Annotated in this window: 24 protein-coding genes and 1 tRNA gene; 7 read left to right on the top strand and 18 right to left on the bottom strand. The window is 71.2% G+C overall.

What is annotated here, in order from left to right:
* Window positions 1-33: 33 nt before the first annotated feature.
* Genes FK529_RS13255 through FK529_RS13265 form a run of 3 tightly spaced genes read right to left on the bottom strand, consistent with a single transcriptional unit; the run spans window position 34 to window position 1,866 of the window.
* Window positions 34-651: a GNAT family N-acetyltransferase gene (locus FK529_RS13255; RefSeq protein ID WP_146561867.1), complete on the bottom strand. Its 618-nt coding sequence runs from the start codon at window positions 649-651 to the stop codon at window positions 34-36.
* Entirely contained in the window at window positions 648-1,226 is a 579-nt protein-coding gene (gene pth, locus FK529_RS13260) for an aminoacyl-tRNA hydrolase (RefSeq protein ID WP_146561869.1), read from the bottom strand. Before pth ends, FK529_RS13255 begins: the two co-directional genes overlap by 4 nt.
* A 4-nt stretch (window positions 1,227-1,230) precedes the next feature.
* Window positions 1,231-1,866, bottom strand: a complete 636-nt coding sequence (locus FK529_RS13265; protein WP_146561871.1) for a 50S ribosomal protein L25/general stress protein Ctc — start codon at window positions 1,864-1,866, stop codon at window positions 1,231-1,233.
* Between the two features lie 237 nt (window positions 1,867-2,103).
* Here FK529_RS13265 and FK529_RS13270 point away from each other — a divergent pair, with 237 nt between their 5' ends.
* Window positions 2,104-2,550, top strand: a complete 447-nt coding sequence (locus tag FK529_RS13270) for a limonene-1,2-epoxide hydrolase family protein (protein ID WP_158635115.1) — start codon at window positions 2,104-2,106, stop codon at window positions 2,548-2,550.
* Between the two features lie 89 nt (window positions 2,551-2,639).
* Window positions 2,640-3,473: a dienelactone hydrolase family protein gene (locus FK529_RS13275; protein ID WP_438947199.1), complete on the top strand. Its 834-nt coding sequence runs from the start codon at window positions 2,640-2,642 to the stop codon at window positions 3,471-3,473.
* Between the two features lie 34 nt (window positions 3,474-3,507).
* On the opposite strand, the gene FK529_RS20050 is transcribed toward FK529_RS13275, so the two are convergent.
* Genes FK529_RS20050 through FK529_RS13285 form a run of 3 tightly spaced genes read right to left on the bottom strand, consistent with a single transcriptional unit; the run spans window position 3,508 to window position 5,546 of the window.
* Window positions 3,508-3,669 (bottom strand): hypothetical protein, encoded by a 162-nt coding sequence (locus tag FK529_RS20050; RefSeq protein ID WP_158635116.1) that lies wholly within the window; start codon window positions 3,667-3,669, stop codon window positions 3,508-3,510.
* Between the two features lie 54 nt (window positions 3,670-3,723).
* Window positions 3,724-4,521 (bottom strand): family 1 encapsulin nanocompartment shell protein, encoded by a 798-nt coding sequence (locus tag FK529_RS13280; RefSeq protein WP_146561875.1) that lies wholly within the window; start codon window positions 4,519-4,521, stop codon window positions 3,724-3,726.
* Entirely contained in the window at window positions 4,518-5,546 is a 1,029-nt protein-coding gene (locus tag FK529_RS13285; protein ID WP_269432093.1) for a Dyp-type peroxidase, read from the bottom strand. The genes FK529_RS13280 and FK529_RS13285 overlap by 4 nt, the downstream gene beginning before the upstream one ends.
* Before the next feature lie 155 nt (window positions 5,547-5,701).
* Between FK529_RS13285 and FK529_RS13290 the strand changes: the two genes are divergently transcribed.
* On the top strand, window positions 5,702-5,893 hold the full coding sequence (locus tag FK529_RS13290; protein ID WP_146561877.1) for a hypothetical protein: 192 nt from the start codon (window positions 5,702-5,704) through the stop codon (window positions 5,891-5,893).
* Between the two features lie 58 nt (window positions 5,894-5,951).
* On the opposite strand, the gene arsC is transcribed toward FK529_RS13290, so the two are convergent.
* The 3 genes from arsC to glmU are packed head-to-tail and all read right to left on the bottom strand — an operon-like array spanning window position 5,952 to window position 8,753.
* Entirely contained in the window at window positions 5,952-6,293 is a 342-nt protein-coding gene (arsC, locus tag FK529_RS13295) for an arsenate reductase (glutaredoxin) (RefSeq protein WP_146561879.1), read from the bottom strand.
* A 34-nt stretch (window positions 6,294-6,327) separates the two neighbouring features.
* The gene (locus tag FK529_RS13300) at window positions 6,328-7,305 is read right to left on the bottom strand and encodes a ribose-phosphate diphosphokinase (RefSeq protein ID WP_146561881.1); all 978 of its coding nucleotides are present in this window, start codon (window positions 7,303-7,305) and stop codon (window positions 6,328-6,330) included.
* A complete protein-coding gene (gene glmU, locus FK529_RS13305; protein ID WP_146561883.1) occupies window positions 7,302-8,753 on the bottom strand; it encodes a bifunctional UDP-N-acetylglucosamine diphosphorylase/glucosamine-1-phosphate N-acetyltransferase GlmU in 1,452 nt (483 codons plus the stop codon). The genes FK529_RS13300 and glmU overlap by 4 nt, the downstream gene beginning before the upstream one ends.
* A gap of 130 nt (window positions 8,754-8,883) precedes the next feature.
* Here glmU and FK529_RS13310 point away from each other — a divergent pair.
* A tRNA-Gln gene (locus FK529_RS13310) sits at window positions 8,884-8,955 on the top strand.
* Window positions 8,956-9,137: 182 nt separating this feature from the next.
* Here the strand turns inward: FK529_RS13310 and FK529_RS13315 are convergent.
* A complete protein-coding gene (locus FK529_RS13315) occupies window positions 9,138-9,353 on the bottom strand; it encodes a hypothetical protein (protein WP_146561885.1) in 216 nt (71 codons plus the stop codon).
* Between the two features lie 364 nt (window positions 9,354-9,717).
* Between FK529_RS13315 and FK529_RS13320 the strand changes: the two genes are divergently transcribed.
* From FK529_RS13320 to FK529_RS13330, 3 genes are all read left to right on the top strand, one after another.
* Window positions 9,718-10,545, top strand: coding sequence for a DoxX family protein (locus tag FK529_RS13320; RefSeq protein WP_146561887.1), 828 nt, complete (start codon window positions 9,718-9,720; stop codon window positions 10,543-10,545).
* 56 nt (window positions 10,546-10,601) lie between these two features.
* On the top strand, window positions 10,602-10,940 hold the full coding sequence (locus tag FK529_RS13325; RefSeq protein ID WP_146561889.1) for a hypothetical protein: 339 nt from the start codon (window positions 10,602-10,604) through the stop codon (window positions 10,938-10,940).
* A gap of 162 nt (window positions 10,941-11,102) precedes the next feature.
* Window positions 11,103-11,402: a MerR family transcriptional regulator gene (locus FK529_RS13330; RefSeq protein WP_146561891.1), complete on the top strand. Its 300-nt coding sequence runs from the start codon at window positions 11,103-11,105 to the stop codon at window positions 11,400-11,402.
* A gap of 15 nt (window positions 11,403-11,417) precedes the next feature.
* Here FK529_RS13330 and FK529_RS13335 read toward each other — a convergent pair whose 3' ends face one another.
* From FK529_RS13335 to nuoL, 8 genes are all read right to left on the bottom strand, one after another.
* The gene (locus FK529_RS13335) at window positions 11,418-12,146 is read right to left on the bottom strand and encodes a lytic transglycosylase domain-containing protein (RefSeq protein ID WP_146561894.1); all 729 of its coding nucleotides are present in this window, start codon (window positions 12,144-12,146) and stop codon (window positions 11,418-11,420) included.
* A gap of 44 nt (window positions 12,147-12,190) precedes the next feature.
* Window positions 12,191-13,153, bottom strand: a complete 963-nt coding sequence (locus FK529_RS13340) for a nucleoside triphosphate pyrophosphohydrolase (RefSeq protein ID WP_146561896.1) — start codon at window positions 13,151-13,153, stop codon at window positions 12,191-12,193.
* Window positions 13,150-16,800: a transcription-repair coupling factor gene (gene mfd, locus FK529_RS13345; protein ID WP_146561898.1), complete on the bottom strand. Its 3,651-nt coding sequence runs from the start codon at window positions 16,798-16,800 to the stop codon at window positions 13,150-13,152. Before mfd ends, FK529_RS13340 begins: the two co-directional genes overlap by 4 nt.
* Before the next feature lie 168 nt (window positions 16,801-16,968).
* Window positions 16,969-17,592 (bottom strand): TetR/AcrR family transcriptional regulator, encoded by a 624-nt coding sequence (locus FK529_RS13350; protein WP_146562072.1) that lies wholly within the window; start codon window positions 17,590-17,592, stop codon window positions 16,969-16,971.
* 50 nt (window positions 17,593-17,642) lie between these two features.
* Window positions 17,643-17,957, bottom strand: a complete 315-nt coding sequence (locus FK529_RS13355) for a hypothetical protein (RefSeq protein WP_146561900.1) — start codon at window positions 17,955-17,957, stop codon at window positions 17,643-17,645.
* Window positions 17,958-17,972: 15 nt separating this feature from the next.
* Window positions 17,973-19,454, bottom strand: coding sequence for an NADH-quinone oxidoreductase subunit NuoN (gene nuoN, locus FK529_RS13360; RefSeq protein WP_146561902.1), 1,482 nt, complete (start codon window positions 19,452-19,454; stop codon window positions 17,973-17,975).
* Window positions 19,451-20,965: an NADH-quinone oxidoreductase subunit M gene (locus FK529_RS13365; RefSeq protein ID WP_146562074.1), complete on the bottom strand. Its 1,515-nt coding sequence runs from the start codon at window positions 20,963-20,965 to the stop codon at window positions 19,451-19,453. The genes nuoN and FK529_RS13365 overlap by 4 nt, the downstream gene beginning before the upstream one ends.
* Entirely contained in the window at window positions 20,962-22,839 is a 1,878-nt protein-coding gene (gene nuoL, locus FK529_RS13370; protein ID WP_146561905.1) for an NADH-quinone oxidoreductase subunit L, read from the bottom strand. The genes FK529_RS13365 and nuoL overlap by 4 nt, the downstream gene beginning before the upstream one ends.
* Between the last annotated feature and the right edge of the window lie 3 nt (window positions 22,840-22,842).

Here is a 22,842-nt window from a genome sequence, read left to right on the forward strand (position 1 = left end):
TGTACCCGTATCCGCAGGTAGATCGTGTCGTGGTCAGGCGGGGCGCGAAAGCGCGTACACCACGTGCTCCGGCGGGTCGACGGGGTTGTCGGGCGGGACGTCCACGTGGCCGACGAGGACGAAGCCGGCGCGCTCCAGCGCGCGCCAGGAGCGGCGGTTGCCCGCCGCGACGGCGACCACGACGCGCTCGCCGCCGAGCTCGGAGAAGATCACCGAGCACATCGACGCGATCATCGCCGTCCCCAGGCCCCGCCCGGTCTCCGACAGTGAACCGATCAGGTAGTCGATGCCGTAATCCGCCGGCCCGAGGTCGACGACGGAGGCGACCGCCTCGGTCTCGGCCTCGTCCGCGTAGTCGATCCAGCGCTGCCGCTGGATCAGCCCGAAGGGGACCCCGGCACCGGCGCCCAGCTGATCGGGCCCGCTCGCTCCGCTCCCGGCGCCCAGCTGATCGGGTCCGCTCGCTCCGCTCCCGGCGCCCAGCGCGAGGAAGTCGAGTGAGGGCTCGGCCCCGTCGACCGATGGCCCGAAGTCGCGTTCGATCGCTTCGGGGGAGGTCTCGTGGTGCCACCATCGCTGGTTGTGCGGCTCGGCGAGCCACGCCGCGAGGAGGGGGAAGTCCTCGCGCGTGACCCGTCGGAAGGTGATCACCAGGCGTGCACCGTGTTCTGCGCCGCCTCGAGGCCGTCGCGGATCAACAGCTCGACGGCGTCCGCCGCGTTCGTGACCAGCAGCGGCACCTCGGGCTTCTCCGTCTTGGCGAAGGGCTTGAGCACGTAGTCCGCGGGGTCCTGGCGGCCCGGTGGGCGGCCGATCCCCGCGCGCACCCGCAGGTAGTCCTTGGTGCCCAGGTGCTGGGTGAGCGAGCGCAGGCCGTTGTGCCCGCCCTCCCCGCCGCCGCGCTTGAGCCGGACCAGGCCGAAGTCGATGTCCAGTTCGTCGTGCACGGCGATCACGTCGGTGGGTTCCACCGAGTAGAACCGGGCCAGCGCTGCGACGGGCTGGCCGGACAGGTTCATGAAGGACTGCGGCTTCGCCAGGTGGACCTGGCGGCCGACGAGCCGCGCGCCCGCGACCTCCGCCCCCGACTTCTTGTGCCGGGAGAAGGAGGTGCGGGCGCGCGATGCGAGCTCGTCGACCACGTCGAAGCCGATGTTGTGCCGGGTCCCGGCGTACTTCTCGCCGGGGTTACCCAGCCCCACGACGATCAGTGGCCGGTCGGTCATCGAACTACTCGGACTCGGACTCGTCGGCCTTGTCACCCTCGGACTCGCCCTCGGTCTCCTCCGTGTCCGGGTCGGCCTCGGACTCGACGTCCGCGGCGAGGACCTCGGTGATGTTGACGATGAGCGCCTCGGCGTCGGTGAGCACCTCGACACCGGCGGGAACCGTGAGCTCGCCGGCGGTGACCTGGGTGCCGATCTCGAAGTTGTGCACGTTCACCACGATGTTCTCGGGGATGTTCAGCGCGTCCGCCTCGATCTCGACCTCGTTGAGATCCTGGGCGATCTGGGTGCCGGGCGCGGGGTCACCCTCGACGATGACGGGCACCGACACGGTGACCTTCTCGCCCTTCTTGATGACCAGAAGGTCGGTGTGCTCGATGTAGTTGCGCAGCGGGTGCACGACGACCTGCTTGGTCAGCGCGAGCTGCTCCTTGCCGTCGATGTCCAGGTGCAGGACGGCGTTGGTGCCGTCCTTACGCAGGATGGCGGCGAAGTCGCGGGCGACGACCGTGAAATGCTGCGGATCGGTGCCGTGGCCGTAGAGGACGACGGGCACGAGGCCGTCGCGGCGGGCGCGGCGGGCGGCGCCCTTGCCGAACTCGGTGCGGACGGTGGCGACGAGCTTGTTGGTCTCGGACATGAGACTCCTTCAGGTGCGGTGGTGCGGCCCCGGCGTTGCCGAGGCGGTCCGCACCGCGCCACACGGATTCCGCGGGAGAAGTGCCGTTCGCGTCGATCACGGCGGCCGGGGCCGCCCTCGCCGAGAAGGTCGCCGCACAGTCTACCGAACGGGCCGCTCAGGAGCGAAATCGAAGCTTCGCCGTGACGTCATGTCCAGTTCGCGCGGAGTCCACGCCCCATCGGCACCATCGATACCGTGAACAACGCCCCGTTGTGGTCGCCGCAGGACGTCGCGGAGCGCTTCGTCGACGCCCTGGGCAGCGGTGACTATGACATCGCCGAGCACCTGCTGGCGAAGAAGGTCGTCTACCGGCGGACGGGCGGGCGGCCGCTGCGCGGACGGGCCGCGATCGCGCGGCACTTCCGCTGGCACGCGCGCACCCGCGTCGCGATGCAGGCGGTCCTGCTGACATCAGAGCAGATCGGCCGCGCGGGGGCGGTCACCGAGCGGGTCACCGCCCTCGTCTACGGCCCGCTGCGGGTCCAGTTCCGGGTGCGGGGCACCTTCGAGGTCGACGGTGGCCGCATCGTCGTCTGGCGCGACGAGGCCGGTGTGCGCGACGTGGCGAAGGCGGTCGCCCGGGCCGTCGCCGGCGCCGTCTACGCCCCGGCCCGGCCGACCCTTCCGCGCGCGGCGGTGTGACGGAAGGGTCCCGTCGCGGCCGACGATCGGGCCGCCGCGCAGAACGCCGTTGCGCAGCGGTTGATCTGACTTTCGGGCACGATGGTGCGGTGGATCTGACAGCGGAGGCCGCCGCCAACCTCACCGACTTCACGAAGGAGTCGTTCACCGACGCCGACGTGACCCACGACGTGTACCGGAAGGGATCGGGCCCGGCGGTCATCGTCATCGCCGAGATCCCCGGCATCACCCCGAAGGTCCTCGACTTCGCCCGGAAAGTCGTCGACGCCGGTTTCACCGCCGTGCTGCCGCACCTGTTCGGCACGCCCGGCCTGGACGCCGCCAACCCGAAGGCCATCGGCTACGCGAGCACCGCGAAGAGCATGGCCACGCTCGCCGCGCACCTGTGCGTGAGCCGCGAGTTCACCATCCTCGCCACGGGAAAGTCCTCGCCCGTAGTGATCTGGCTGCGCGCCCTTGCCCGCCAGGAGCACGAGCGCTGCGGCGGCAAGGGCGTCGGCGCGGTCGGCATGTGCTTCACCGGCGGCTTCGCGCTCGGCATGGCCGTCGACGACGTGATGCTCGCCCCGGTGCTCAGCCAGCCGTCGCTGCCGTTCCGGCCCCTCCCCGGCACCGGCCGCACCATCGACATCTCCCCGCAGGACCTCGACACCGTCGCGGGGCGATGCGCGAAGCAGGGCCTCAAGGTCATGGGCCTGCGTTTCCGGGGCGACGTCATGGTGCCCGGCGAGCGCTTCGACTTCCTGCGCGAGCGCCTCGGCGACGGCTTCATCGCCGTCGAGCTCGACAAGGCCGACGCCAACCCGGACGCCGTGACCCCGCCCCACTCGGTCCTCACCGAGCACCTCATCGACGAGCCCGGCCAGCCCACCCGCCGGGCCCTCGACGACGTCATCCAGCTCTTCCGCGACACCCTGGTCTAGGGGGTCGGTTCACCGGGTCACCCGCGAGCGGGTCCTACTCGATGCCCTCTTCCTCCTCGATCACGGCGTCGTCGTCATCGTCGAAGTCGGAACCGACGGCCTCGCGGGCCTCCAGTTCGGCCTCCTTCGCCTCCGCGGCGGCCTCGGCCGGCGTCTCGGCGAGGCCGGACAGGTCGTTGTCCTTCGTATCACTCATTGCTGTCGCTCCTTATCCTTTTTTGCTCGGTCTTCGTTCCGTCGGCCCGCTCCGTCAGGAGGTCAGCGGGACCGACGCTTCCGCGGTGTAGGCCAGGAAGGTGAACGTCTCCTGCAGATACAACTGCACCGTGGTCGCGTCGTGGCTCAGGTAGCCGATCTCCACGTCGGTGCCGAGCCGCAACTCGTAGTCCCCGCCGCGGGTGGTGAGCACGAAGCCGGCGTCGATCGCGGGCGCCCAGATGATCTCGCCGTCCACCAGCCGCTTGAGCTGTTCACGGATGGGGTAGCCGTGGTCGGTGGTCTCGCTGATCGAGGTGTAGACGTCGGCGGAGAGCAGCACCGAGTACGGCCCGTCGACGCCCGCGAGCCGCAGGTCCTCGAGTGCGCCCGCGACGGCGTCGGGCACATCGACCGGGTCGCTCGGCAGCGCGATGGCCTTGTTCGACGAGGAGGCCCGCAGGCCCGCGATCGATGCGGCGGCGTAGCCCTCGAAGACGGCACGATCCTCGGCGTAGGCCAGCTGCTTCGCCGCGGCCTTCACCGGATCCCAGTCGGCGTCCTGCGCGCCGCGCTCCACGGAGTCGACGGCGTCGCGGGAGACGGTGAAGGGTACGCGCAGCCGCACCAGCGGCCGGCTCTCGCGCAGCTGCGCCTGGACGCCCTCCGCGGGGCCGTCGACGGGCAGCAGGCGGCCCGTGCCGACCGCGGCGGCCTCGGGCCCGTCGGGGCCGGTCACGTCGACGACGCGGCGGCCGGCGATGTTCCGCTTGAACGTGCGGGAGGCCTCGGTCTCGATCTCCTCCCAGGCCTCGGGGGTGACCGGTGCGAGGTGACGGTGCAGGTTGTTCATGACGTACCTTCCTTCAGGCTGCCGATGCCGAGCGAGCCGTCGGCGGGGGCGGGGGTGGTGGTTCCGGTCGGTTCGGCCGACGGTGCGCCGTCGGCGGTGGGGAGGTCGGGCGGGGCGTCGAGCCAGTCGCCCGTCGGCGTGAAGAACAGACAGCCGGTGTGCGCGGTGGAGAAGTCGAGGATCCGGTCGGTGTTGCCCGGCGGGTCGCCGATGAACATGTTGCGCAGCATCTGTTCGGTGACGCCGGGGTCGCGGGAGTACCCGATGAAGTAGGTGCCGAACTCGCCCTTGCCGAGCTCGCCGAAGGGCATGTTCTGCCGCAGGATCTGCAGTTGTTCGCCGTTCTCGTCCTCGATCACGTTGAGCGCGATGTGCGAGTTCGCCGGCTTCACGTCGTCGGCCATCTCGATGTCCTCGAGCTTGCTGCGCCCGATCACGCGCTCCTGCTCCTCGACCGAGAGCGCCCGCCAGGCGGACATGTCGTGCAGATACTTCTGCACGTGCACGTAGCTGCCGCCGGCGAAGGCGGGATCCTCGTCGCCGACCGCGGTCGCGGCCACCGCCGCGGCGCCCCCGGGGTTCTCGGTGCCGTCCACGAAACCGAGGAGGTCCCGGCCGTCGAAGAACCGGAAGCCGTGGACCTCGTCGACCACGGTGACCGCGTCGCCGAACGCGTCCAGGATGCGCCACGACAGCTCGAAGCACATGTCGAGAGTGCTCGCCTTGACGTGCAGGAGGATGTCGCCCGGGGTCGACGGCGCGCTGTGCCGCGGACCGTCGAGCGGGATGAACGGGTGCAGCGACTTCGGCTTCGGACCGGAGAACAGCCGGTCCCAGGCGTCGGAGCCGAAGGACGTCGTGAGCGACAGGTGCTTGTCCGGATACCGGAAGGCGACCGAGCGGGTGAGCCCGGAGAGGGCGCCGAGCGACTCGTGGACGTGGTCCTCCCGGCCGGTTTCGACTGTCACCACGACGAACATCGCGGCGAGGGTCAACGGCGAGATCACTACTTGATTCGGGACCACGTTCCTTACCCTAACGCAGGTCGACCGGGGCGGGCGGGGACGAAGGATCGGTGCTCGGGACGCCGATGGCGGGGCGTGCGATGATGGTCCGAACGCATGCCGTCGGGTTCGATTCGGCGGCGACGGGCGTGGGTCACGGACCGGAGGGAGTCGGGATGACGTGGATCGTAGTGGCGGTACTCGCGGTGGCGGCGCTGGCGGGCGTCGTCGCAGCCTGCGTGATCTCGGAGCCGCGCCGCCCGGCCTCGGACGCCACCTATACGACGCACGCGCTCCTCGCGGCGGGCGCCGTCAGCGGCGCCGCGGTGTGCGCGATCCTCGCCGCGGTCTTCGCCGCGTACGCCTGAACCCGCGTACGCCTGAACCCGCGTGCTGCCCCGCTGGGGCTCCGCGTGCGCGCCTCCGCTACAGGATCTCGTCGACGGCCTCGGTCGGGCGGGCCATGCGGGTGCCCTTCGCCGTCACCACGAAGGGCCGCTCGATGAGCTTGGGGTGCGCGATCATCGCGTCGAGGAGCGCGTCGTCGGTCGCGTCGGCGAGCCCGAGCTCTTTGTACTCCGCCTCGCGGGTGCGGACGGCCTGCCGGACGGTGAGCCCGGCATCGTCGATCAGTTTCGCCAGTTCCTGCTTCGACGGCACCTGATCGAGGTACTTGACCACCGTCACCGTCGCGCCCGCCTCCTCGAGCCGGGCCAGCGCCTGGCGGGACTTGGTGCAGCGGGGGTTGTGGTAGATCGTCGCGTCCATGACCCCAACCTAGCCGCCGCCTCCGACGGTGCCGCTACGCGTTGCCGTTGAACAGGCTCGTGACCGAGCCGTTCTCGAAGACCTCGCGGATGGTGCGGGCGAGCAGCGGCGCGATCGGCAGCACGGTGAGCGTGTCGAAGTGCTTCTCGGGCGGGATCGGCAGCGTGTTCGTCGCGATGACCTCACGCGCGCCGCAGTTCGCCAGCCGTTCGGTGGCGGGCTCGGAGAAGACGCCGTGCGTGGTCGCGATGATCACGTCCTTCGCGCCGGCCTCCTTGAGCACGCCCACGGCACCGGCGATGGTGCCGCCCGTGTCGATCATGTCGTCGATCAGGACGCAGGTGCGGCCCGCGACGTCGCCGACCACGCGGTTGCTCTTCACCTCGTTCGCGACGTTGGGGTCGCGGGTCTTGTGCACGAAGGCCAGGGGCGCGCCGTCGAGGGCGTCGGCCCACTTCTCGCCCACCTTGACGCGGCCGGCGTCGGGGGAGACGACCACCATGTTCTCGGTGCCGTAGTTCTCGCGCACGTGATCGGCGAGCATGGTCTGCGCGTGCATGTGATCGACGGGGCCGTCGAAGAAGCCCTGGATCTGGTCCGTGTGCAGGTCGACGGTGATGATGCGGTCGGCGCCCGCGGTCTTGAACAGGTCCGCCACCAGGCGCGCCGAGATCGGCTCGCGGCCGCGGTGCTTCTTGTCCTGGCGGGCGTAGGGGTAGAAGGGCAGGATCGCGGTGATCCGCTTCGCCGAGCCGCGCTTGAGCGCGTCGATCATGATCAGCGTCTCCATGATCCACTGATTGACCGGGTACGGGGCGCTCTGCAGGACGAAGGCGTCGCTACCGCGCACCGACTCCTCGAAGCGCACGAAGATCTCGCCGTTGGCGAAATCGCGTGCCGTCTGCGGGGTGACCTCCACTCCGAGCTCGTCGGCGACCTGCTGCGCGAGCTCGGGGTGGGCACGCCCCGAGAACAGCATCAGGTTCTTCTGGTTATCGATCCAGTTGCTCACTGCTCGTCAATCCTCGCGATAGCCTGCTGGGCCGCCTCGGCCGAGCTGGTGCCCGGACGCCGGTGGAGTACCCATTCCTCGATGTTCCGCTGATCCGCGGCGGAGACCGCCAGGGCTCCCGGCGGCACGTCGCGCTTGATCACGGTACCCGCTCCGCTGTATGCCCCGTCGCCGACCTCCACCGGTGCGATGAGCATCGTGTCCGATCCGATGCGCACGTGGTCGCCGATCACCGTTCGGTGTTTGTTCACCCCGTCGTAATTCACCGTCACCGTCGCGCAGCCGATGTTGCTGCCCTCGCCGATGGTCGCGTCGCCGATGTAGCTCAGGTGCGGGATCTTGCTGCCTGCTCCGATCAGCGCGTTCTTGGTCTCGGCGAACGCGCCGATCTTGCCCTTCGGACCGAGGTCGGTGTTCGGTCGCAGGTAGCTGAAGGGCCCGACGGTCGCGTTCTCGCGGATCACCGACAGGTGCACCTCGCTGCGCAGCACCGTCGCGCCGGCGCCCACCTCGGTGTCGACGAGCGTGGTGTCGGGGCCGATCACCGCGTCCTCGGCGATCACGGTGGCGCCGCGCAGGTGCGTCCCCGGCGCGATGATGACGTCTTGGGCGATCTCGACGTCGACGTCGATGTACGTGTTCTCCGGGTCGACGACGGTGACCCCGGCCAGCTGGTGCCGTTCGACGATCCGCCGGTTCAGCTCTCGGCCCAGCCGGGACAGCTGGATCCGGTCGTTGCAGCCGGCCACGAGCATCTCGTCGGCGACGTGGTCGCCGCGCACGAGCTGGCCGGCCGCGCGGGCGATGCCGATCACGTCGGTCAGGTACAGCTCGCCCTGCGAGTTGTCGGGACGCAGCTGCGCCAGGGCGGCCACCAGCTGGGTGTGGTCGAAGGCGTAGACACCGGAGTTGATCTCCGTGATGGCGAGCTGCTCGGGCGTCGCGTCCTTCTGCTCGACGATCTGCGTGACCTGGCCGTCCTGCGTGCGCAGCACGCGGCCGTAGCCGCTCGGGTCGGCGACGGCGGTGGTCAGCACCGTGACCGCGGCACCGACGCCGGCGGTGTGGGTGCCCAGGAGCGTGCGCAGCGTCGCGGTGTCCAGGAGGGGCACATCGGCGGCCGTCACGACGACGGTGCCGGTGAAGCCCGCGGGGAGGGCGCCCAGGCCCGCCTGCACGGCGTCGCCCGTGCCGCGCTGCTCCTCCTGCACAGCGACGAGGATCTCGTGCTCCAGCTCGCCGGCGGTGGCCTGCGCCGCCGTGGCGACCCGGTCGCGGTCGTGGCCGACGACCACCACGAGGTGTTCGGGCCGGATTCCCGCGGCGGCGTGCAGCGCGTGGCCCAACAGCGTGCGGCCCGCGATCGTATGCAGCACCTTGGGGACCTTCGACCGCATCCGCGTGCCCGCGCCCGCGGCAAGGATCACCACCGCTGTTCCGTTCGCCATCGCTGCTCCTGAGGTGTCGTCGGTGTCGTGCGTTCGCGCCGAGAGTCGGCGCAATCCTACGAGAACCGCCCGAGTGGAGCGTCCGTGGCACAATGCTGGGCGACGGTTCCGCGCGCCAGCCCGGGCCCGGTCTCCCGTGGTGTAATCGGCAACACTTCTGATTTTGGTTCAGACATTTCAGGTTCGAGTCCTGGCGGGAGAGCAGTACGCGGCGGATCGCGACCTCCGGGGCGGTGAGCGCGGCGATCGGGGCCCGACGCCGCCGGGCTGCGCGCATTTCGGGTGCGAGACCGCGAGAACACCCGAACTGCGCGAGCACACCCGGCAAGCGGGGTGTGTGTACGCAATCCGGGTGTGGCGGGCTGTCCTGCGGGCAGGCCGGTCTCAGTTCGGCGCCTCCCAGTCGTATCCGGAGCCGGTGTCCACCTCGACGCACTCGAGGGTGTCGCCGTTCGGCGTGGTGATGCGCTGCCCCTCCTGGGTGGAGCTGCACGAGTCGTACATCGACGGGGTGTCGGCGGCGGCGAGGGCGGGGGTGACGGTGAAGGCCGAGATCGCGAGGAATCCGGCCGCGGCGAGGTTCTTTCTGTTGAGGTTCATGGTTCGACGGTGCGCCGCGAACCTGGGGATCCGGTGTCGACGGGGTGGGCATTCCCTGCGGTTCGCCGCCGCCGTCGTCTCCTGCGAATCGACGAGCGATCCGGGCCCAAGACCCACTGTGACGCGCGACACACTATTGAATATGCGCAGGTGACAGCGGCCTTCGGCGTCCCTGACACCTCCTTTCTGGCGTATCCGTTGACAGGAATCAGCTCCGGCCATAGCGTGAAATCTGTTCCACACGACATAGATTTCAGTAGGGAGCGAGAGGTGATCGACCGCAGCACCTGATGCTGTCGCCCCTCGCCCTGCAGATCGCGGCCGCTCCGACGGCCCGAGACTCGATGATGATGGGAGCTGGACAATGATTCGACGGATCGCACGACCTCTGCTCGGTTCGATCTTCGTCTACACCGGTTACACCGGCCTGACGACCGATCCAGGGCGGAAGGCCGACACCGTCGCCCCGCTCGTGGAGAAGGCCACCGACGCTCTTCCGGAGTCGACGGCGCTGCCGACGAGTGCTCAGAGTTGGGTACGGATCAACGCGGGCGTCCAGCTCGGCGGGGGCCTGCTGCTCGCCATCGGGCGGGCACCGCGGCTCGCGTCGCTGGCCCTCGCCGGCACCCTCGTGCCCGCGACGGTGGTCGACCACGCGTTCTGGGAGGAGTCGGATCCCGAGGTCCGTCGCGAGCAGCAGCTGCACTTCGTGAAGAACCTGTCGCTGCTCGGTGGCCTGCTGATCGCGGGCTTCGACACCGAGGGCAAGCCCGGTGTCACGTGGCGGGCACGGCGAGCGGCGGAGCGCGCCTCCGCGCGGGTCTCCGACACCGTCTCGGCGATCACGCCCGGCGGTCCCGGCGAGGAGAAGCCCTGGCAGGAGCGGGCCCACGCGGTCCAGGAGTACGGCGCGAGCGCGATCGGCAAGGCCAAGCCCGCGGTCGCAGGTGCGGTCGAGAAGGCGAAGCCGGCGATCAGCGACGCCGTCGAGAAGGCGAAGCCGGCGATCGCCGACGCGGTGGACAAGGTCAAGCCGGTGGTCGACGACGCCGTGGACCGTGCGCGTCCGGTGCTGGCTGACGCCGCGGACACCGCCGCAGGCCTCGTCGACGCGGCCGGGGAACGGCTGCACACCCTCCGGGACGAGGCGTCCGCTGCGGTGGCGGAGAGGAAGCGGTCGCGCGTCGCGTAACGTGGGCCGCCCGGCCCGGTTCGCGGCCGCGGTCAGTCGACGAGAATCGAGACGCCGTGCCCCGCAGGCCAGAATTCACCGGGCGGTACACCGACGCGTTGCACGCGCTGGAGGTGTCGACGCAGCGGAGCGCGCGAGTCGAGAACGTCGACGGCCAGTACGCCTTGCGGGTCGAATTCGAGCTCGGTCGGTACCTGCTCGCGACGAACACGGACGTGCTGATCGGCCTCGCCGACGAGGACGCCGGTGCGCCGTGGCGGGTCCGGTTCTTCGACGGCGCCCTCGAAGACGGGGCCGGTGTGCTCATCGCGGACCGGTCGGCGGCGTGGCTGATCGACGCCTACGACGCCGCCGTCCGGGACCTGCCGCCCCTGGTCGAGGTCCCGCACTCCTGACCGTCCCCGCGGACCGGCTCCGCGGGGACGGCGGGTGGGCCCACCGCAGGCGGGCGCAGAATCTACAGTGAAGTGATCAGGTTATCCATCCCGAGCGACGCAGCACTGCGGACGCAGCAGTGCTGCGGTGCATCGGGAACTCACGGGCGAAGGAGGAGTGCGATGACGCAGACGCAACGCGTGCGCTCCGATCTCGGCGTGTACAGCATCTCGGTGGCGTCCGAGCTCTCCCAGGTCGGCCTCCAGACGCTGCGCCTCTACGAGCGGCGGCACCTGATCCGGCCGCAGCGCACCGCGGGCGGCACGCGCCGGTACAGCGAGGACGACATCGCACGGATCCGCCGGATCACCGAACTCGTCTCCACCGGCGTCAACCTCCCGGGCGTGGAGCGCATCCTGGCCCTGGAGGACGAGTGCGCGGACCTGCGGGCACAGCTCGACTCCGCCCGCGCCGACGCGTGAGGGCTCGCGTGAGGGCTACGGCTGCACGTTGATCGAATAGGCGGCGGCGGCGTCGCGCACGTCGAGCAGGTACTTGCGGGACTGGTTGTAGACCATCACGGCCTTCTCCCAGCCCCTCGCCGTGGTCAGGTCCTTGCCCGAGACGCACAGGTAGCGCGCCGCGGTCATCGCGGCGTCGTCGATGTTGTCCGGGTCGGCCTGGCCGTCGCCGTTGGCGTCCACCCCGAACCGCTGCCAGGTCTCGGGGATGAACTGGAACGGGCCCATCGCCGCGTCGAACGTCGCGTTCGGGCGGTGCGGATCGGTACCGGTGGCCCGAATCTCCATGTTGCCGTTCGTGCCGTCCAGCGGCACTCCGCGGATGGGCGGCGAAACCTTGCCGTTCGGCGCGATCGTCGCACCGTGATAGGTGCCGTGCTTGCTCTCGATGAACGCGATGCCCGCCAGGGTGGTCCACGTGATGCCGCACTCGGGCGTTCGCTGTCGCGTCGCCTCCGCGGCATTGCCGTAGGCCTCGAGCGAGATGCGCGGGATGCCGGTGGCCACGCTGATGGGCGTGGCCCAGTCGCGGAGCAGGTCCGCCGTGCGGCCGGGGCCGTTCACATTGATCAAGGGCACGGGAGCGCCCGCGCCGGGCGGAATGCCCTGCGGGATCTCGGGGCGCGGGGCGATCGCGCCGCAGCCGGCGAGCACCGTCGACGCGACGCCGACTACCAGCGCAGCGCGCAGGCGGGAACTGACCATGACCTTGCCGTGAACTCTCTTGCCGTCAACGTGGGGACGCGATCTCAACGTCCGGGCCGTGCCTCGGGGTTCCCGGCGCTGCCGGCCCCCCAGGCCGTGGCCCACGATTCTACCCCGTCGGACGCCATCAGCGCCTCGGCCTCGCGCACCCGCTCCATGAACGCCAGGACCCGTCGCCGGTAGTCCAGCTCGTACGCCGCGTCCGTCACCGTCGGGTCGACGGTGAGGGTGCGCACGTCGTCCGGCACCAGTTCGGCCGGGAAGTCGACGGTGCGCAGCCGCTCGAAGACCTTCGCCACCAGCGCCAACGCGGGCTGGCCGAGCGAGATGGAATCGAGCACCGAGGCGCGGTCGCCGCGCTCGAGCCGCTTCTGCCGCTCCCAGTTCTCGGCCTGCGTCGCCACGTCGACGTCGGCACCGTCGGCGAGGTGCGGCGTGCGCCGCCGCACTTTCGCGGACAGGGTGCGCGCCACGTCGTCGATGGCGAAGGGGTGCGGGCCCTCCTCCGCGATCCGTGCGTGGAAGACCACCTGCAGCAGCAGGTCGCCGAGTTCGCTCCGCAGCTCGGCCGCGGCCGCGGCACCATCGTCGGGATCCTCGAGCGCGGCGACGGCGTCCGCGACCTCGTAGGTCTCCTCCACCAGGTAGCGCAGCAGGCTCGCGTGCGTCTGCTCCGACTCCCAGGGGCCCTCGCGTCGCAGCCGGTCGATCAGGGCGACGGTGTCGAGCACGGCGAGCCCGGCGGGCCGGGGCGCGGCGATCACGTCGGCGCCGGCCGCCCTGAGTGCGGCGGCGGCGGGGTGCGAGTCGTCGGAGGTGAGCAGCACCGCCCCGTCGGGCAGTTCCGCGCCGAGTGCGGGCCGCCCGTCTGGCAGATGCCACGCGAGCCGCACCGGCAGCTCCTCCGTGTAATAGACGGGGCCGGTGAGCCGCCCGAGGGCCGCGACGGGCAGCAGCGTCGGCAGCGCGGGGTCGAGCAGGACGACGGTGCCGCGCGCCCCGCTCACGGGGCCTCCGCCGCGACGGCGCGGGGCGGCTGATCGAGGCGCCAGTAGCCGGCGCCCTTGCCCGCCATCGCGGCCAGGAAATCGGCGACGGCCTGCAGCACCTCGATATCGCGCACCCGCTCGCTGCCGACGCCGCCCCCGCCCACGCGAGGGACGGGGAAGGTGATGGTGCGGGTGGCGGCGCGGTAGGAGCCGCTGGGGTAGAGCCGCTTGAGGCGCATCTGTTGCGAGTCCAGCAGCTCCATCGGCGCGATGCGGAGATTGGTGCCGGTCACCGTGATCTCGGTGACGCCCGCGTCCCGCGCGAGCGAGCGCAGCCGGGCGATCGCCGCGAGGCGGTCCACCTCCACCGGCGGCGGGCCGTACCGGTCGGTGAGCTCGGTGAGCACCTCGGCGACGGCCGTATCGTCGTGCGCGGCGGCCAGTTTGCGGTAGGCCTCCAGGCGCAGCCGGTCGCTCGTGACGTAGTCGGGCGGGATGTGCGCGTCCACCGGGAGGTCGATGCGCACCTCCTTCTGCTCCTCGGGCACGGTGATCGGGGTGCCGTCGGCGGCGGCGCGGTAGGCCTCCACCGCCTCGCCGACGAGCCGCACGTAGAGGTCGAAGCCCACTCCCGCCACGTGCCCGGACTGCTCGGCGCCGAGAACGTTGCCGGCGCCGCGGATCTCGAGGTCCTTCATGGCCACGGCCATGCCGGCACCGAGGTCGTTGTTCTGCGCGATGGTCGCGAGCCGGTCGTAGGCGGTCTCGGTGAGCGGCTTCTCCGGCGGGTAGAGGAAGTAGGCGTAGCCGCGCTCGCGGGAGCGGCCCACGCGTCCGCGCAGCTGGTGCAGCTGAGAGAGGCCGAGGTTCTCGGCGCGCTCCACGATGAGGGTGTTGGCGTTGGAGATGTCGAGGCCGGTCTCGACGATGGTGGTGCACACCAACACGTCGAACTCGCGGTTCCAGAAGCCCTGCACGGTGCTCTCCAGGGCCTCCTCGCCCATCTGGCCGTGCGCGACGACGACCCGCGCTTCGGGGACCAAGTCGCGGAGGTGCTTGGCGGCCCGGTCGATCGAGCTGACCCGGTTGTGCACGTAGAAGATCTGGCCGTCGCGCAGCAGCTCGCGGCGGATGGCGGCGGCCACCTGCTTGTCGTCGTAGGCGCCCACGTAGGTGAGCACCGGATGGCGCTCCTCGGGCGGCGTGAGGATGGTGGACATCTCGCGGATGCCGGCCATGCTCATCTCCAGCGTGCGAGGGATCGGGGTGGCGCTCATGGTGAGCACGTCGACGTTGGTGCGCAAGGCCTTGATGTGCTCCTTGTGCTCGACGCCGAAGCGCTGCTCCTCGTCGACCACGACGAGGCCGAGGTCCTTCCACCGCACGCCGGTCTGCAGCAGCCGGTGGGTGCCCACCACCACGTCGACGCTGCCGTCGGCCAAGCCCTCGAGCACCGTCCGCGTCTCGAGCTTGTCGGTGAACCGGGACAGGCCCTTGACCGTGACCGGGAAGCCCTGCATCCGCTCCTCGAAGGTCTTCAGGTGCTGTTGCGCGAGCAGCGTCGTCGGCACGAGCACAGCGACCTGCTTGCCGTCCTGGACGGCCTTGAAAGCGGCGCGCACCGCGATCTCCGTCTTGCCGTAGCCGACGTCGCCGATGACGACACGGTCCATCGGGACGGCCTTCTCCATGTCGGCCTTCACGTCGCCGATCACGGTCATCTGGTCGACGGTCTCCGTGAACGGGAAGGCGTCCTCCATCTCGCGCTGCCACGGGGAGTCGGGGGCGAAGGCGTGGCCGGGCGCGGCGTTGCGGGCCGCGTAGAGCTGTACCAGCTCGCCTGCGATCTCGCGGACGGCCTTGCGCGCCTTGCGCTTGGTGTTCTGCCAGTCGCTGCCGCCCATCTTCGACAGGGCCGGCATCTCGCCGCCGACGTACCGGGAGAGCTGGTCCAGCGACTCCATCGGGACGAAGAGCTTGTCGCCCGGCTGTCCCCGCTTGCCCGGCGCGTACTCGATCACCAGGTACTCGCGGCGGGCGCCCGCCACGGTGCGTTCGATCATCTCGACGAACTTGCCGATGCCGTGCTCGTCGTGCACCACGAGGTCGCCCGCGGTGAGCGCGAGCGGGTCTACCTGGTTTCGGCGCTTGGCCGGAAGCCGGCGGCCGTCGCCGACGCCGGCGACCCGGTTGCCCGTCAGGTCGGGTTCGGCGAGCAGCACTAGCTTCCCGGCGGGCGCGGTCAGGCCCGTCTGCAGGCTGCCGCGCAGCACGCCGACGGTGCCCGGTTCCGGGGCGGCGCCCGCGTCCAGCTCGGTGGCGGGGACCTCGGCGTCGCGCAGTCGCTCCAGGATGCGGGCGCGCGTCCCCTGACCCGCGACCACGATCACGCCGGTGCCGCCGGACGCGGCATGGGCGCGCAGCGTCGCGAACAGCTTCTCCGCCTCGGCCTCGGAACCCCTGGGCGCGGGGGCGGATTCGACCCGCACGGTGAGGTGGTCCGGCCCCTCCTCCGGTCCGGCCGCCAGCGGCGAGACGGTCCACCACGGCCGCCCGGCCGCCGAGACGGAGTCGTGCACCTCGTCGAGAGCGCGGTAGGCGCTGGCGCCCAGGTTCATGCCCGACGGGTCCAGGGGAGCGGCCGAGCCGAGGGCTGCCGCGGTCCACGAGGCCTCGAGGAACTCCTGCCCGGTGCGGCCGAGGTCCGCGGCGCGGGTGCGGATCTTCTCGGGATCGAGCAGCAGGGTGTGCGCCCCCGCGGGCAGGACGTCGGTGAGTAGTTGCAGCTCGCCCGGGACGAGCGCGGGGATCAGGGCCTCCATGCCCTCCACCGGGATGCCCTGGGAGAGTTTCTCCAGCATCTCCACCAGGGCGGCGTCCGACTCGTGCTCGGCCTTGAGCGCCGCCGCGCGCTCGCGGACCTCCGCGGTGAGCAGCAGCTCGCGGCAGGGGTAGACGTGCACGGTGCCCAGCTCGACCTCGGGCTGCGAGCGCTGATCGGCCACGGAGAAGGCGCGCAGGTCGGTGATCTCGTCGCCCCAGAACTCCACGCGCACGGGCAGATCCGTGGTGGTGGGGAAGACGTCGAGGATGCCGCCGCGCACCGCGAACTCGCCGCGCTTGCCCACCATGTCGACCCGCGTGTAGGCGAGCTCCACCAGGGTCTCGACGAGCCGGTCGAAGTCGTGCTCTACGCCCTCGCGCAGCGTGATCGACGGGGCGTCGCCGAGTCCGGGCGCCATCGGCTGCACCAGGGAGCGGACCGTCGCCACCACGGCCCGCAGGGGCTCGCCGTACTGCGCGTCCTCCGGGTGGGCCAGGCGGCGCAGCACCTGCAGGCGTCGCCCGACGGTGTCGGCGCCGGGCGAGAGGCGCTCGTGCGGCAGGGTCTCCCAGCTGGGGAACTGGGCCACGGCACCGTCGCCCAGCATCTCCCGCAGCTCGGAGGTCAGGTCGTCGGCCTCGCGCCCGGTGGCGGTGACGACGAGGACGGGCACGCGGTCGGCGAGGGCCGCGACGAGGAACGGACGCGCCCCGTCGACCGCGGTGACGGTGAGGTCGGGCCTGCCCGCGGCCTCCGCGAAGGCGGCGATGTCGGGATCGGCGGCGACCGCCCTGGTCAGTCCGGAAAGGGCGGGGACGGAGGAGGGGGCGGCGTCAGGCACCGATCCAGTGTATTGGCGACGCCCGACACGCGCCGACGGGCCCGAGCGCCGCTCCGCGGCTCTCCCTAGAGGGATGTGCATCGCCCTCGCGTGTCGTGCATTCCCCCTGTCCATGGACGTAGGGAGGTGACCGTCCCGCTAGGGGCGCCGAATCGCCGGCGGCCCGGATCACTCCACGTCGTCGACGGGCCCGTCCAGCCGGCTGGGCTCGATGGCGACGGGGTTCTCCTTGAGGCCGATGAGGCCGTACCAGGAGAGGTTCACGATGTGCGCGGCCACGGCCTCCTTGGGCGGGTCGCGCACCTCGAGCCACCACTGCGCCGTCATGGCGACCATGCCGACCAACGCCTGCGCGTAGAGCGGCGCGAGGCCCGGGTCGAGATTCTTGCTCTGGAACTCGCCCTCGAGATGGCTCTCCACCTGCCCGACGAGGTCGTTGAGCAGCGTCGAATAGCCGCCCGAATGCTCGACGGAACTGTTGCGGGTGAGGATGCGGAAGCCGTCCGCCCGCTCCTCGACGTAGGTGAGCAGCGCGAGCGCGATCTGCTCGATCCGGGTCTTCGACCGGTCCTCGAGCATGGCGCGGGAGAAGACCTCGAGGACGATCTCCATCTCGCGGTCGACGACCACGGCGTACAGGCCCTCCTTGCCGCCGAAGTGCTCGTAGACCACGGGCTTGGAGACCCCGGCCTTCGACGCGACCTCCTCGATGGTGGCCGCCTCGTAGCCGCGGTCGGCGAACACCGATCGCGCCGTGTCCACCAGCTGATTGCGCCGCTCGGCGGCGGGCATCCGCTTCCGCGCCGGCGTTCCTGCCGCACGGCTCGGCTTGGCGGAGGAGGTCACGGCGTGCCCGTCGGGCCGGCCTCGGGCTCGGCACCGTCGGCCGGCTTGCGCGCGGCCTCGGCCTGCGCGGCCACCTGCGCCTGGTACGCGGCCTCGGCCTTGTCGTGCTGCTTCTTGATGAACCGGCTCGCGAAGATCAGCCCGACGAAGAACAGCAGCTCGAAGACGATGGCCGCGACGTACAGCACCCGCGCGGTCGTCGTGGTCGCATCGGTGAGCCGCCAGATCAGCACGCCGAGCACCAGCAGCAGGACTGCGCCCATCGACTTCAACTGCAGGCCGTTGCTGAACGGAAGCGGCTTGTCACTCATGGGTGACGATTCTACTTACCGCCCCGAGAACACCGTGAGATCGGCGAACAGGTCCAACACCGGCTGCGGGAAGACGCCGAGCGCGATCACCGTCACCACGCCGAGAGCGATCGCGAAACCGGTGAGCGGACCCACCCGCGGGACGTCGGGCGCGAACTCATGCGCGGGCGCGAAGTACATGGTCATCAGCATGCGGAGATAGAAGACGGCGGCCAGCGCGCTCGCGAGCACACCGACCACCACCAACCACGCGCCACCGCGCTGTGCCGCGGCCGCGAAGACCGCGAACTTGCCGACGAAACCCGCGGTCAACGGGATCCCGGCGAAGGAGAGCAGGAACAGCGCCATCGCACCCGCGAGGAGCGGCCGGGTGCGGCCCAGCCCGGCCCACCGATCGAGCTCGCCGACCTCGACGCTCGTCCCGTCCGGCCGGAGCTCGCGCACCGCGGCGGCGACGGCGAAGGCGCCGACGGTGCTGATCCCGTAGACCGCCAGGTAGAAGCAGACCGCGCCGGTCCCGCGGACCGTCCCCGCAAAGACGCCGATGAGCAGGAATCCGGTGTGCGCGATCGCCGAATAGGCGAGCAGCCGCTTGACGTCCGACTGCGTGACCGCGATGACCGAGCCGACGACGACGGTCACCGCCGCCACCGCCGCGATCACCGGACGCCAGGGCACGTCGTCGAAGGCCACCAGGGTGAGCCGCACGATCACGCCGAACGCCGCGATCTTCGTGGCCGCCGCCATGAACGCGGTCACCGGCGTCGGCGCGCCCTGATAGACGTCCGGGACCCACGAGTGGAAGGGCACGGCACCCACCTTGAACAGCAGGCCCACGCCGATCAGCGCGGCGCCGATCGTGCCGAGTACCGCGTCCTGCGGCACCGCGGTGATCGACGTGGAGCCCGTCGCCGCGAACCGCAGGGCGATGCCGAAGAGCAGGATCGCGGAGCTGAACGCGCCGAGCAGGAAGTACTTCACCGCCGCCTCGAGCGGCAACAGTCCGCGCCGCCTCGCCAGCGCGCACAGCAGATACAGCGGCAACGAGAAGACCTCGAGCGCGACGAACAGCGTGAGCCAGTCCTGAGCCGAGACGAACGCCAGCATGCCGCCGAGCGCGAACAGCGTGAGCGGCACCGCCTCCGTGTGCGTCAGGGAGTCGTAGCGTGCCACCAGGAGCGCCAGTGCCGGCAGCGTGGAGATCAGGAGCAGCCCCTGCAGCGCGAGCGAGAGGCCGTCGTCGGCGACCGACCCCGCCAGTACGGCCCGCGGGCGCGCCCCGGTGTCCGCGAGCACCGCCACCGCGAGGAGCGCCGCCACCACCGCGCCGCCGCCGAGCACCGCGTGTGACGTGCGCCGGATCGTCGCGGGCGCGAAGGACTCCACGAGCACGCCGACGATCGCCGCCGCGAAGATGATGATCGCGGGCGCGATCTGCGAGTACTCGATCGACGGCGCCGGGAGCGCGGCCAGCGTGCCGAGCGGTTGCGGGTTCACCGGGCGACCTCCGCGACCGTGGGCGAGACCGACGGGGTGATCGCGTCCAGCGCGGGGCCGGGGAAGAAGCCCAGCACGAACAGGGCCACCACGAGCGGCACCAGCACGAGCAACTCGCCCGGGCGCGCATCGCCCGAGCCGCCCGGCCCGCTCGCTGCGCTCCCGGCGCCGAAGGCGCGCTCCACGGCCTCCGGCGCGGGACCCGTGAACATGCGCTGGTAGGTCCACAGCACGTACATCGCCGACAGCACCAGGGCGAGGACGGAGACGATCGCGGCGAGCGCCCACCGCGGGTAAGTGCCGACCACGACGAGCAACTCGGAGACGAAGGGCCCGAGGCCGGGCAGGGAGAGCGTCGCGAGGCCGGCGATGAGGAAGATCGCGCCCAGCTTCGGCGCCCGCGACCAGACGCCGCCGAAGTCGCCGATCCTGCGACTGCCGCGGCGCGCCACCAGGACCCCGGCGGTGAGGAACAGCGCGGCCGTGGCCACACCGTGATTCACCATGTAGAGCACCGAGCCGGACTGCGAATCGCCGGTGCGCGCGAAGACGCCAAGGATGATGAAGCCGAAGTGGCTGATCGACGTGTACGCGATGAGCGACATCACGTCGGACTGCCCGATCGCCAGGATCGCGCCGTAGACGATGCCGATCACCGCCAGCGCCGCGACCCACGGCGCGAACCGGGCCGCCGCGTCGGGGAACAGGGTGAGGCAGTATCGCAGCATGGCGAAGGTGCCGACCTTGTCGACGATCGCCATCATCAGCACGGCGGTCGGCGGGTTCGTCTGCACCGCAGCGCCCGGCAGCCAGGTGTGCAGCGGCCACAGCGGTGCTTTCACGGCGAACGCGAACAGGAAGCCCAGGAACATCAGGTCCTGGGCGATGCCGGGTCCGGGCCGCGCACCGTCGACGAGGGCGCGCAGGTCGAAAGTGCCGGACGTGGCGTACAGCCCGACGACCGCGGCGAGCATCACGAGCCCGCCGGCGAGGTTGTAGAGCAGGAACTTCACCGCGGCGCGGCCGCGGGCACCGGAATCGCTACCGGTGCCCCCGAACCCGGCCAGGAGGAAGTACAGCGGGATCAGCATGGCCTCGAAGACCAGGTAGAACAGCAGCACGTCGGTGGCGACGAAGCTGACCAGCACCATCGCCTCGACCGCCAGCGTGAGCGCGACGTAGGTGCCCGCCCGCTCGCTGTCGGGGGCGGTCTCGCGCCACGCGGCGAGGAGCAGGACTGGCAGCAGCGCGACGGTGAGCAGCACCAGCACCAGCCCGGTGCCGTCGAGCCCCAGGCGGTATCCCGCCCCGAACGACGGTATCCACGAGTGGGATTCGACGAACTGGAAGCCGCTCGCGGGGTCGAAGGCGGCGGCGAGTCCGATGCCGATCACCAGCGCGATGAACGCGGCCGCGAGACCGATCCAGCGCGCCGCGCGGGGCACGGCCGCGGCGGCGACGGCCCCGACCGCCGGCGCCGCCCACAGCAGCGTCAGCCACGGCCCGCTCACGAGAGCCACACCGCCGCGGCGCCGATGAGCACCGCCGTCCCGGCCAGCATGGTCAGCGCGTAGCTCCGGGCGTACCCGGTCTGCGTGCGGCGCAACATCAGTGATCCGACGTGCACGCCCGCGGGAATCGCGTCGATCGCGCCGTCGATGCCCTTGCGCTCGGCGACGAGCAGCGCCTCGGTCGCGGCCTGCCCGGGCCGGAGGAAGACGGCCTCGTTGAGGGCGTCGCCGTACAGGTCCTTACGCGCGGCGCGGGTCAGCGCGCTCACCGTCGACGGTGCCTCCACGGGCACCGTCCGGGTCGAGCGGACCGCCACCGCCACGCCGATCGCGACGGCGGCGAGCACCAGGAGGGTGACCGCCCAGACGGGGATCGCATGGTGCACCTCGGGCGCGGATCCGACGGCGGGGGCGAGGAAGTCGGACAGCCTGCCGCCGATCACCAGGAGGGCGCCGGCGCCGATGCTGCCCAGCGCCAGCACGACCATGGGCGCCGTCATCACCCGTGGTGACTCGTGCGGGTGGGTGCCCGCGCGCCAGCGGGGGGCGCCGAAGAAGGTCAGCACCATCACCCTCGTCATGTAGAAGCCCGTGATGCCCGCGCCGAGGATCGCGGCGCCGCCCAGCACGATCCCGGCGACGCCGCCGCGCCCCAGCGCCGCCTCGATGATCCCGTCCTTGGTGAAGAAGCCCGACAGGGGCGGGACGCCGATGATCGCCAGATAGCCGAGGCCGAAGGTGACGGCGGTGACCGGCATGATCTTCGCCAGGCCGCCGTACCGCCGCATGTCCGTCTCGTCGTTCATCCCGTGCATCACCGAGCCCGCGCCGAGGAACAGGCCGGCCTTGAAGCAGCCGTGCGCGAGCAGGTGCGCGATCGCCAGGGCGTAGCCGGCGGGACCGAGACCGGCGGCGAGCACCATGTAGCCGATCTGGCTCATGGTCGAGGCGGCGAGGGCCTTCTTGATGTCGTCCTTCGCGCAGCCGATCACCGCGCCGAAGAGCAGGGTGACGGTGCCGACCGCGAGCACGAAGCCCTGCGCCACGGGCGCCGCCTCGAAGACGGGGCCCGTGCGCACGATGAGGTAGACGCCCGCCGTGACCATCGTCGCGGCGTGGATGAGGGCGGAGACGGGGGTGGGGCCCTCCATGGCGTCGCCGAGCCAGCTCTGCAGCGGCACCTGGGCGGACTTGGCGCAGGCGGCCAGCAGGAGCAGCAGCCCGAGCCAGGTGAGCACGCCCTCGCCGGCCTCACCGGCGCGGGGGAGGAACTCGCCGAAGGTGGTGGTTCCGAAGGTCATGAGGGTGACCGCCACCGCCAGGGCCAGCCCCATGTCGCCGACACGGTTGACGATGAACGCCTTCCGCGCGGCCGTCGCCGCCGAGGGCTTGTGCTGCCAGAAGCCGATGAGCAGGTAGGAGGCGAGACCCACGCCCTCCCAGCCGAGGTAGAGCACCACCAGATCGTCGGCCAGTACCAGCACCAGCATCGCGCCGAGGAACAGGTTGAGGTAGCCGAAGAACCGCCGGCGCCCCGGATCGGCCGCCATGTAGCCGATCGAGTAGACGTGGATCAGGGTGCCCACGCCGGTGATGAGGAGGGCGAAGCACACCGACAGCTGGTCGAGCCGGAAGGCGAGGTCCACCGAGAGGTCGCCGCCCGAGAACCAGTGGTAGAGCACGGTCCGCACCGAGCGGTCGGCGGGATCGCGGGCCAGCAGCAGGACGAAGGCGACGGCCGCGACGACGAAGGAGAGCGCGGCGACGGCGGTCCCGAACAGGTGGCCCCAGCCGTTCGTGCGGCGCCCGCCGAGCAGCAGCACCGCCGCTCCGGCGAGAGGGATCAGGGGCAGGGCCGCGAGGAGTACCGTCACCTC

The organism is Tsukamurella asaccharolytica, assembly GCF_007858435.1.
Taxonomy (GTDB): Bacteria; Actinomycetota; Actinomycetes; order Mycobacteriales; family Mycobacteriaceae; genus Tsukamurella; species Tsukamurella asaccharolytica.

Bases quoted from the DNA above. Each gene is read 5' to 3' on its own strand.
- pth (WP_146561869.1), bottom strand. From the start codon at position 1,226: ATGACCGACCGGCCACTGATCGTCGTGGGGCTGGGTAACCCCGGCGAG.
- FK529_RS13265 (WP_146561871.1), bottom strand. From the start codon at position 1,866: ATGTCCGAGACCAACAAGCTCGTCGCCACCGTCCGCACCGAGTTCGGC.
- FK529_RS20050 (WP_158635116.1), bottom strand. From the start codon at position 3,669: ATGAGTGATACGAAGGACAACGACCTGTCCGGCCTCGCCGAGACGCCG.
- FK529_RS13280 (WP_146561875.1), bottom strand. From the start codon at position 4,521: ATGAACAACCTGCACCGTCACCTCGCACCGGTCACCCCCGAGGCCTGG.
- FK529_RS13290 (WP_146561877.1), top strand. From the start codon at position 5,702: ATGACGTGGATCGTAGTGGCGGTACTCGCGGTGGCGGCGCTGGCGGGC.
- arsC (WP_146561879.1), bottom strand. From the start codon at position 6,293: ATGGACGCGACGATCTACCACAACCCCCGCTGCACCAAGTCCCGCCAG.
- glmU (WP_146561883.1), bottom strand. From the start codon at position 8,753: ATGGCGAACGGAACAGCGGTGGTGATCCTTGCCGCGGGCGCGGGCACG.
- FK529_RS13315 (WP_146561885.1), bottom strand. From the start codon at position 9,353: ATGAACCTCAACAGAAAGAACCTCGCCGCGGCCGGATTCCTCGCGATC.
- FK529_RS13320 (WP_146561887.1), top strand. From the start codon at position 9,718: ATGATTCGACGGATCGCACGACCTCTGCTCGGTTCGATCTTCGTCTAC.
- FK529_RS13330 (WP_146561891.1), top strand. From the start codon at position 11,103: ATGACGCAGACGCAACGCGTGCGCTCCGATCTCGGCGTGTACAGCATC.
- FK529_RS13335 (WP_146561894.1), bottom strand. From the start codon at position 12,146: ATGGTCAGTTCCCGCCTGCGCGCTGCGCTGGTAGTCGGCGTCGCGTCG.
- FK529_RS13350 (WP_146562072.1), bottom strand. From the start codon at position 17,592: ATGCCCGCCGCCGAGCGGCGCAATCAGCTGGTGGACACGGCGCGATCG.
- FK529_RS13355 (WP_146561900.1), bottom strand. From the start codon at position 17,957: ATGAGTGACAAGCCGCTTCCGTTCAGCAACGGCCTGCAGTTGAAGTCG.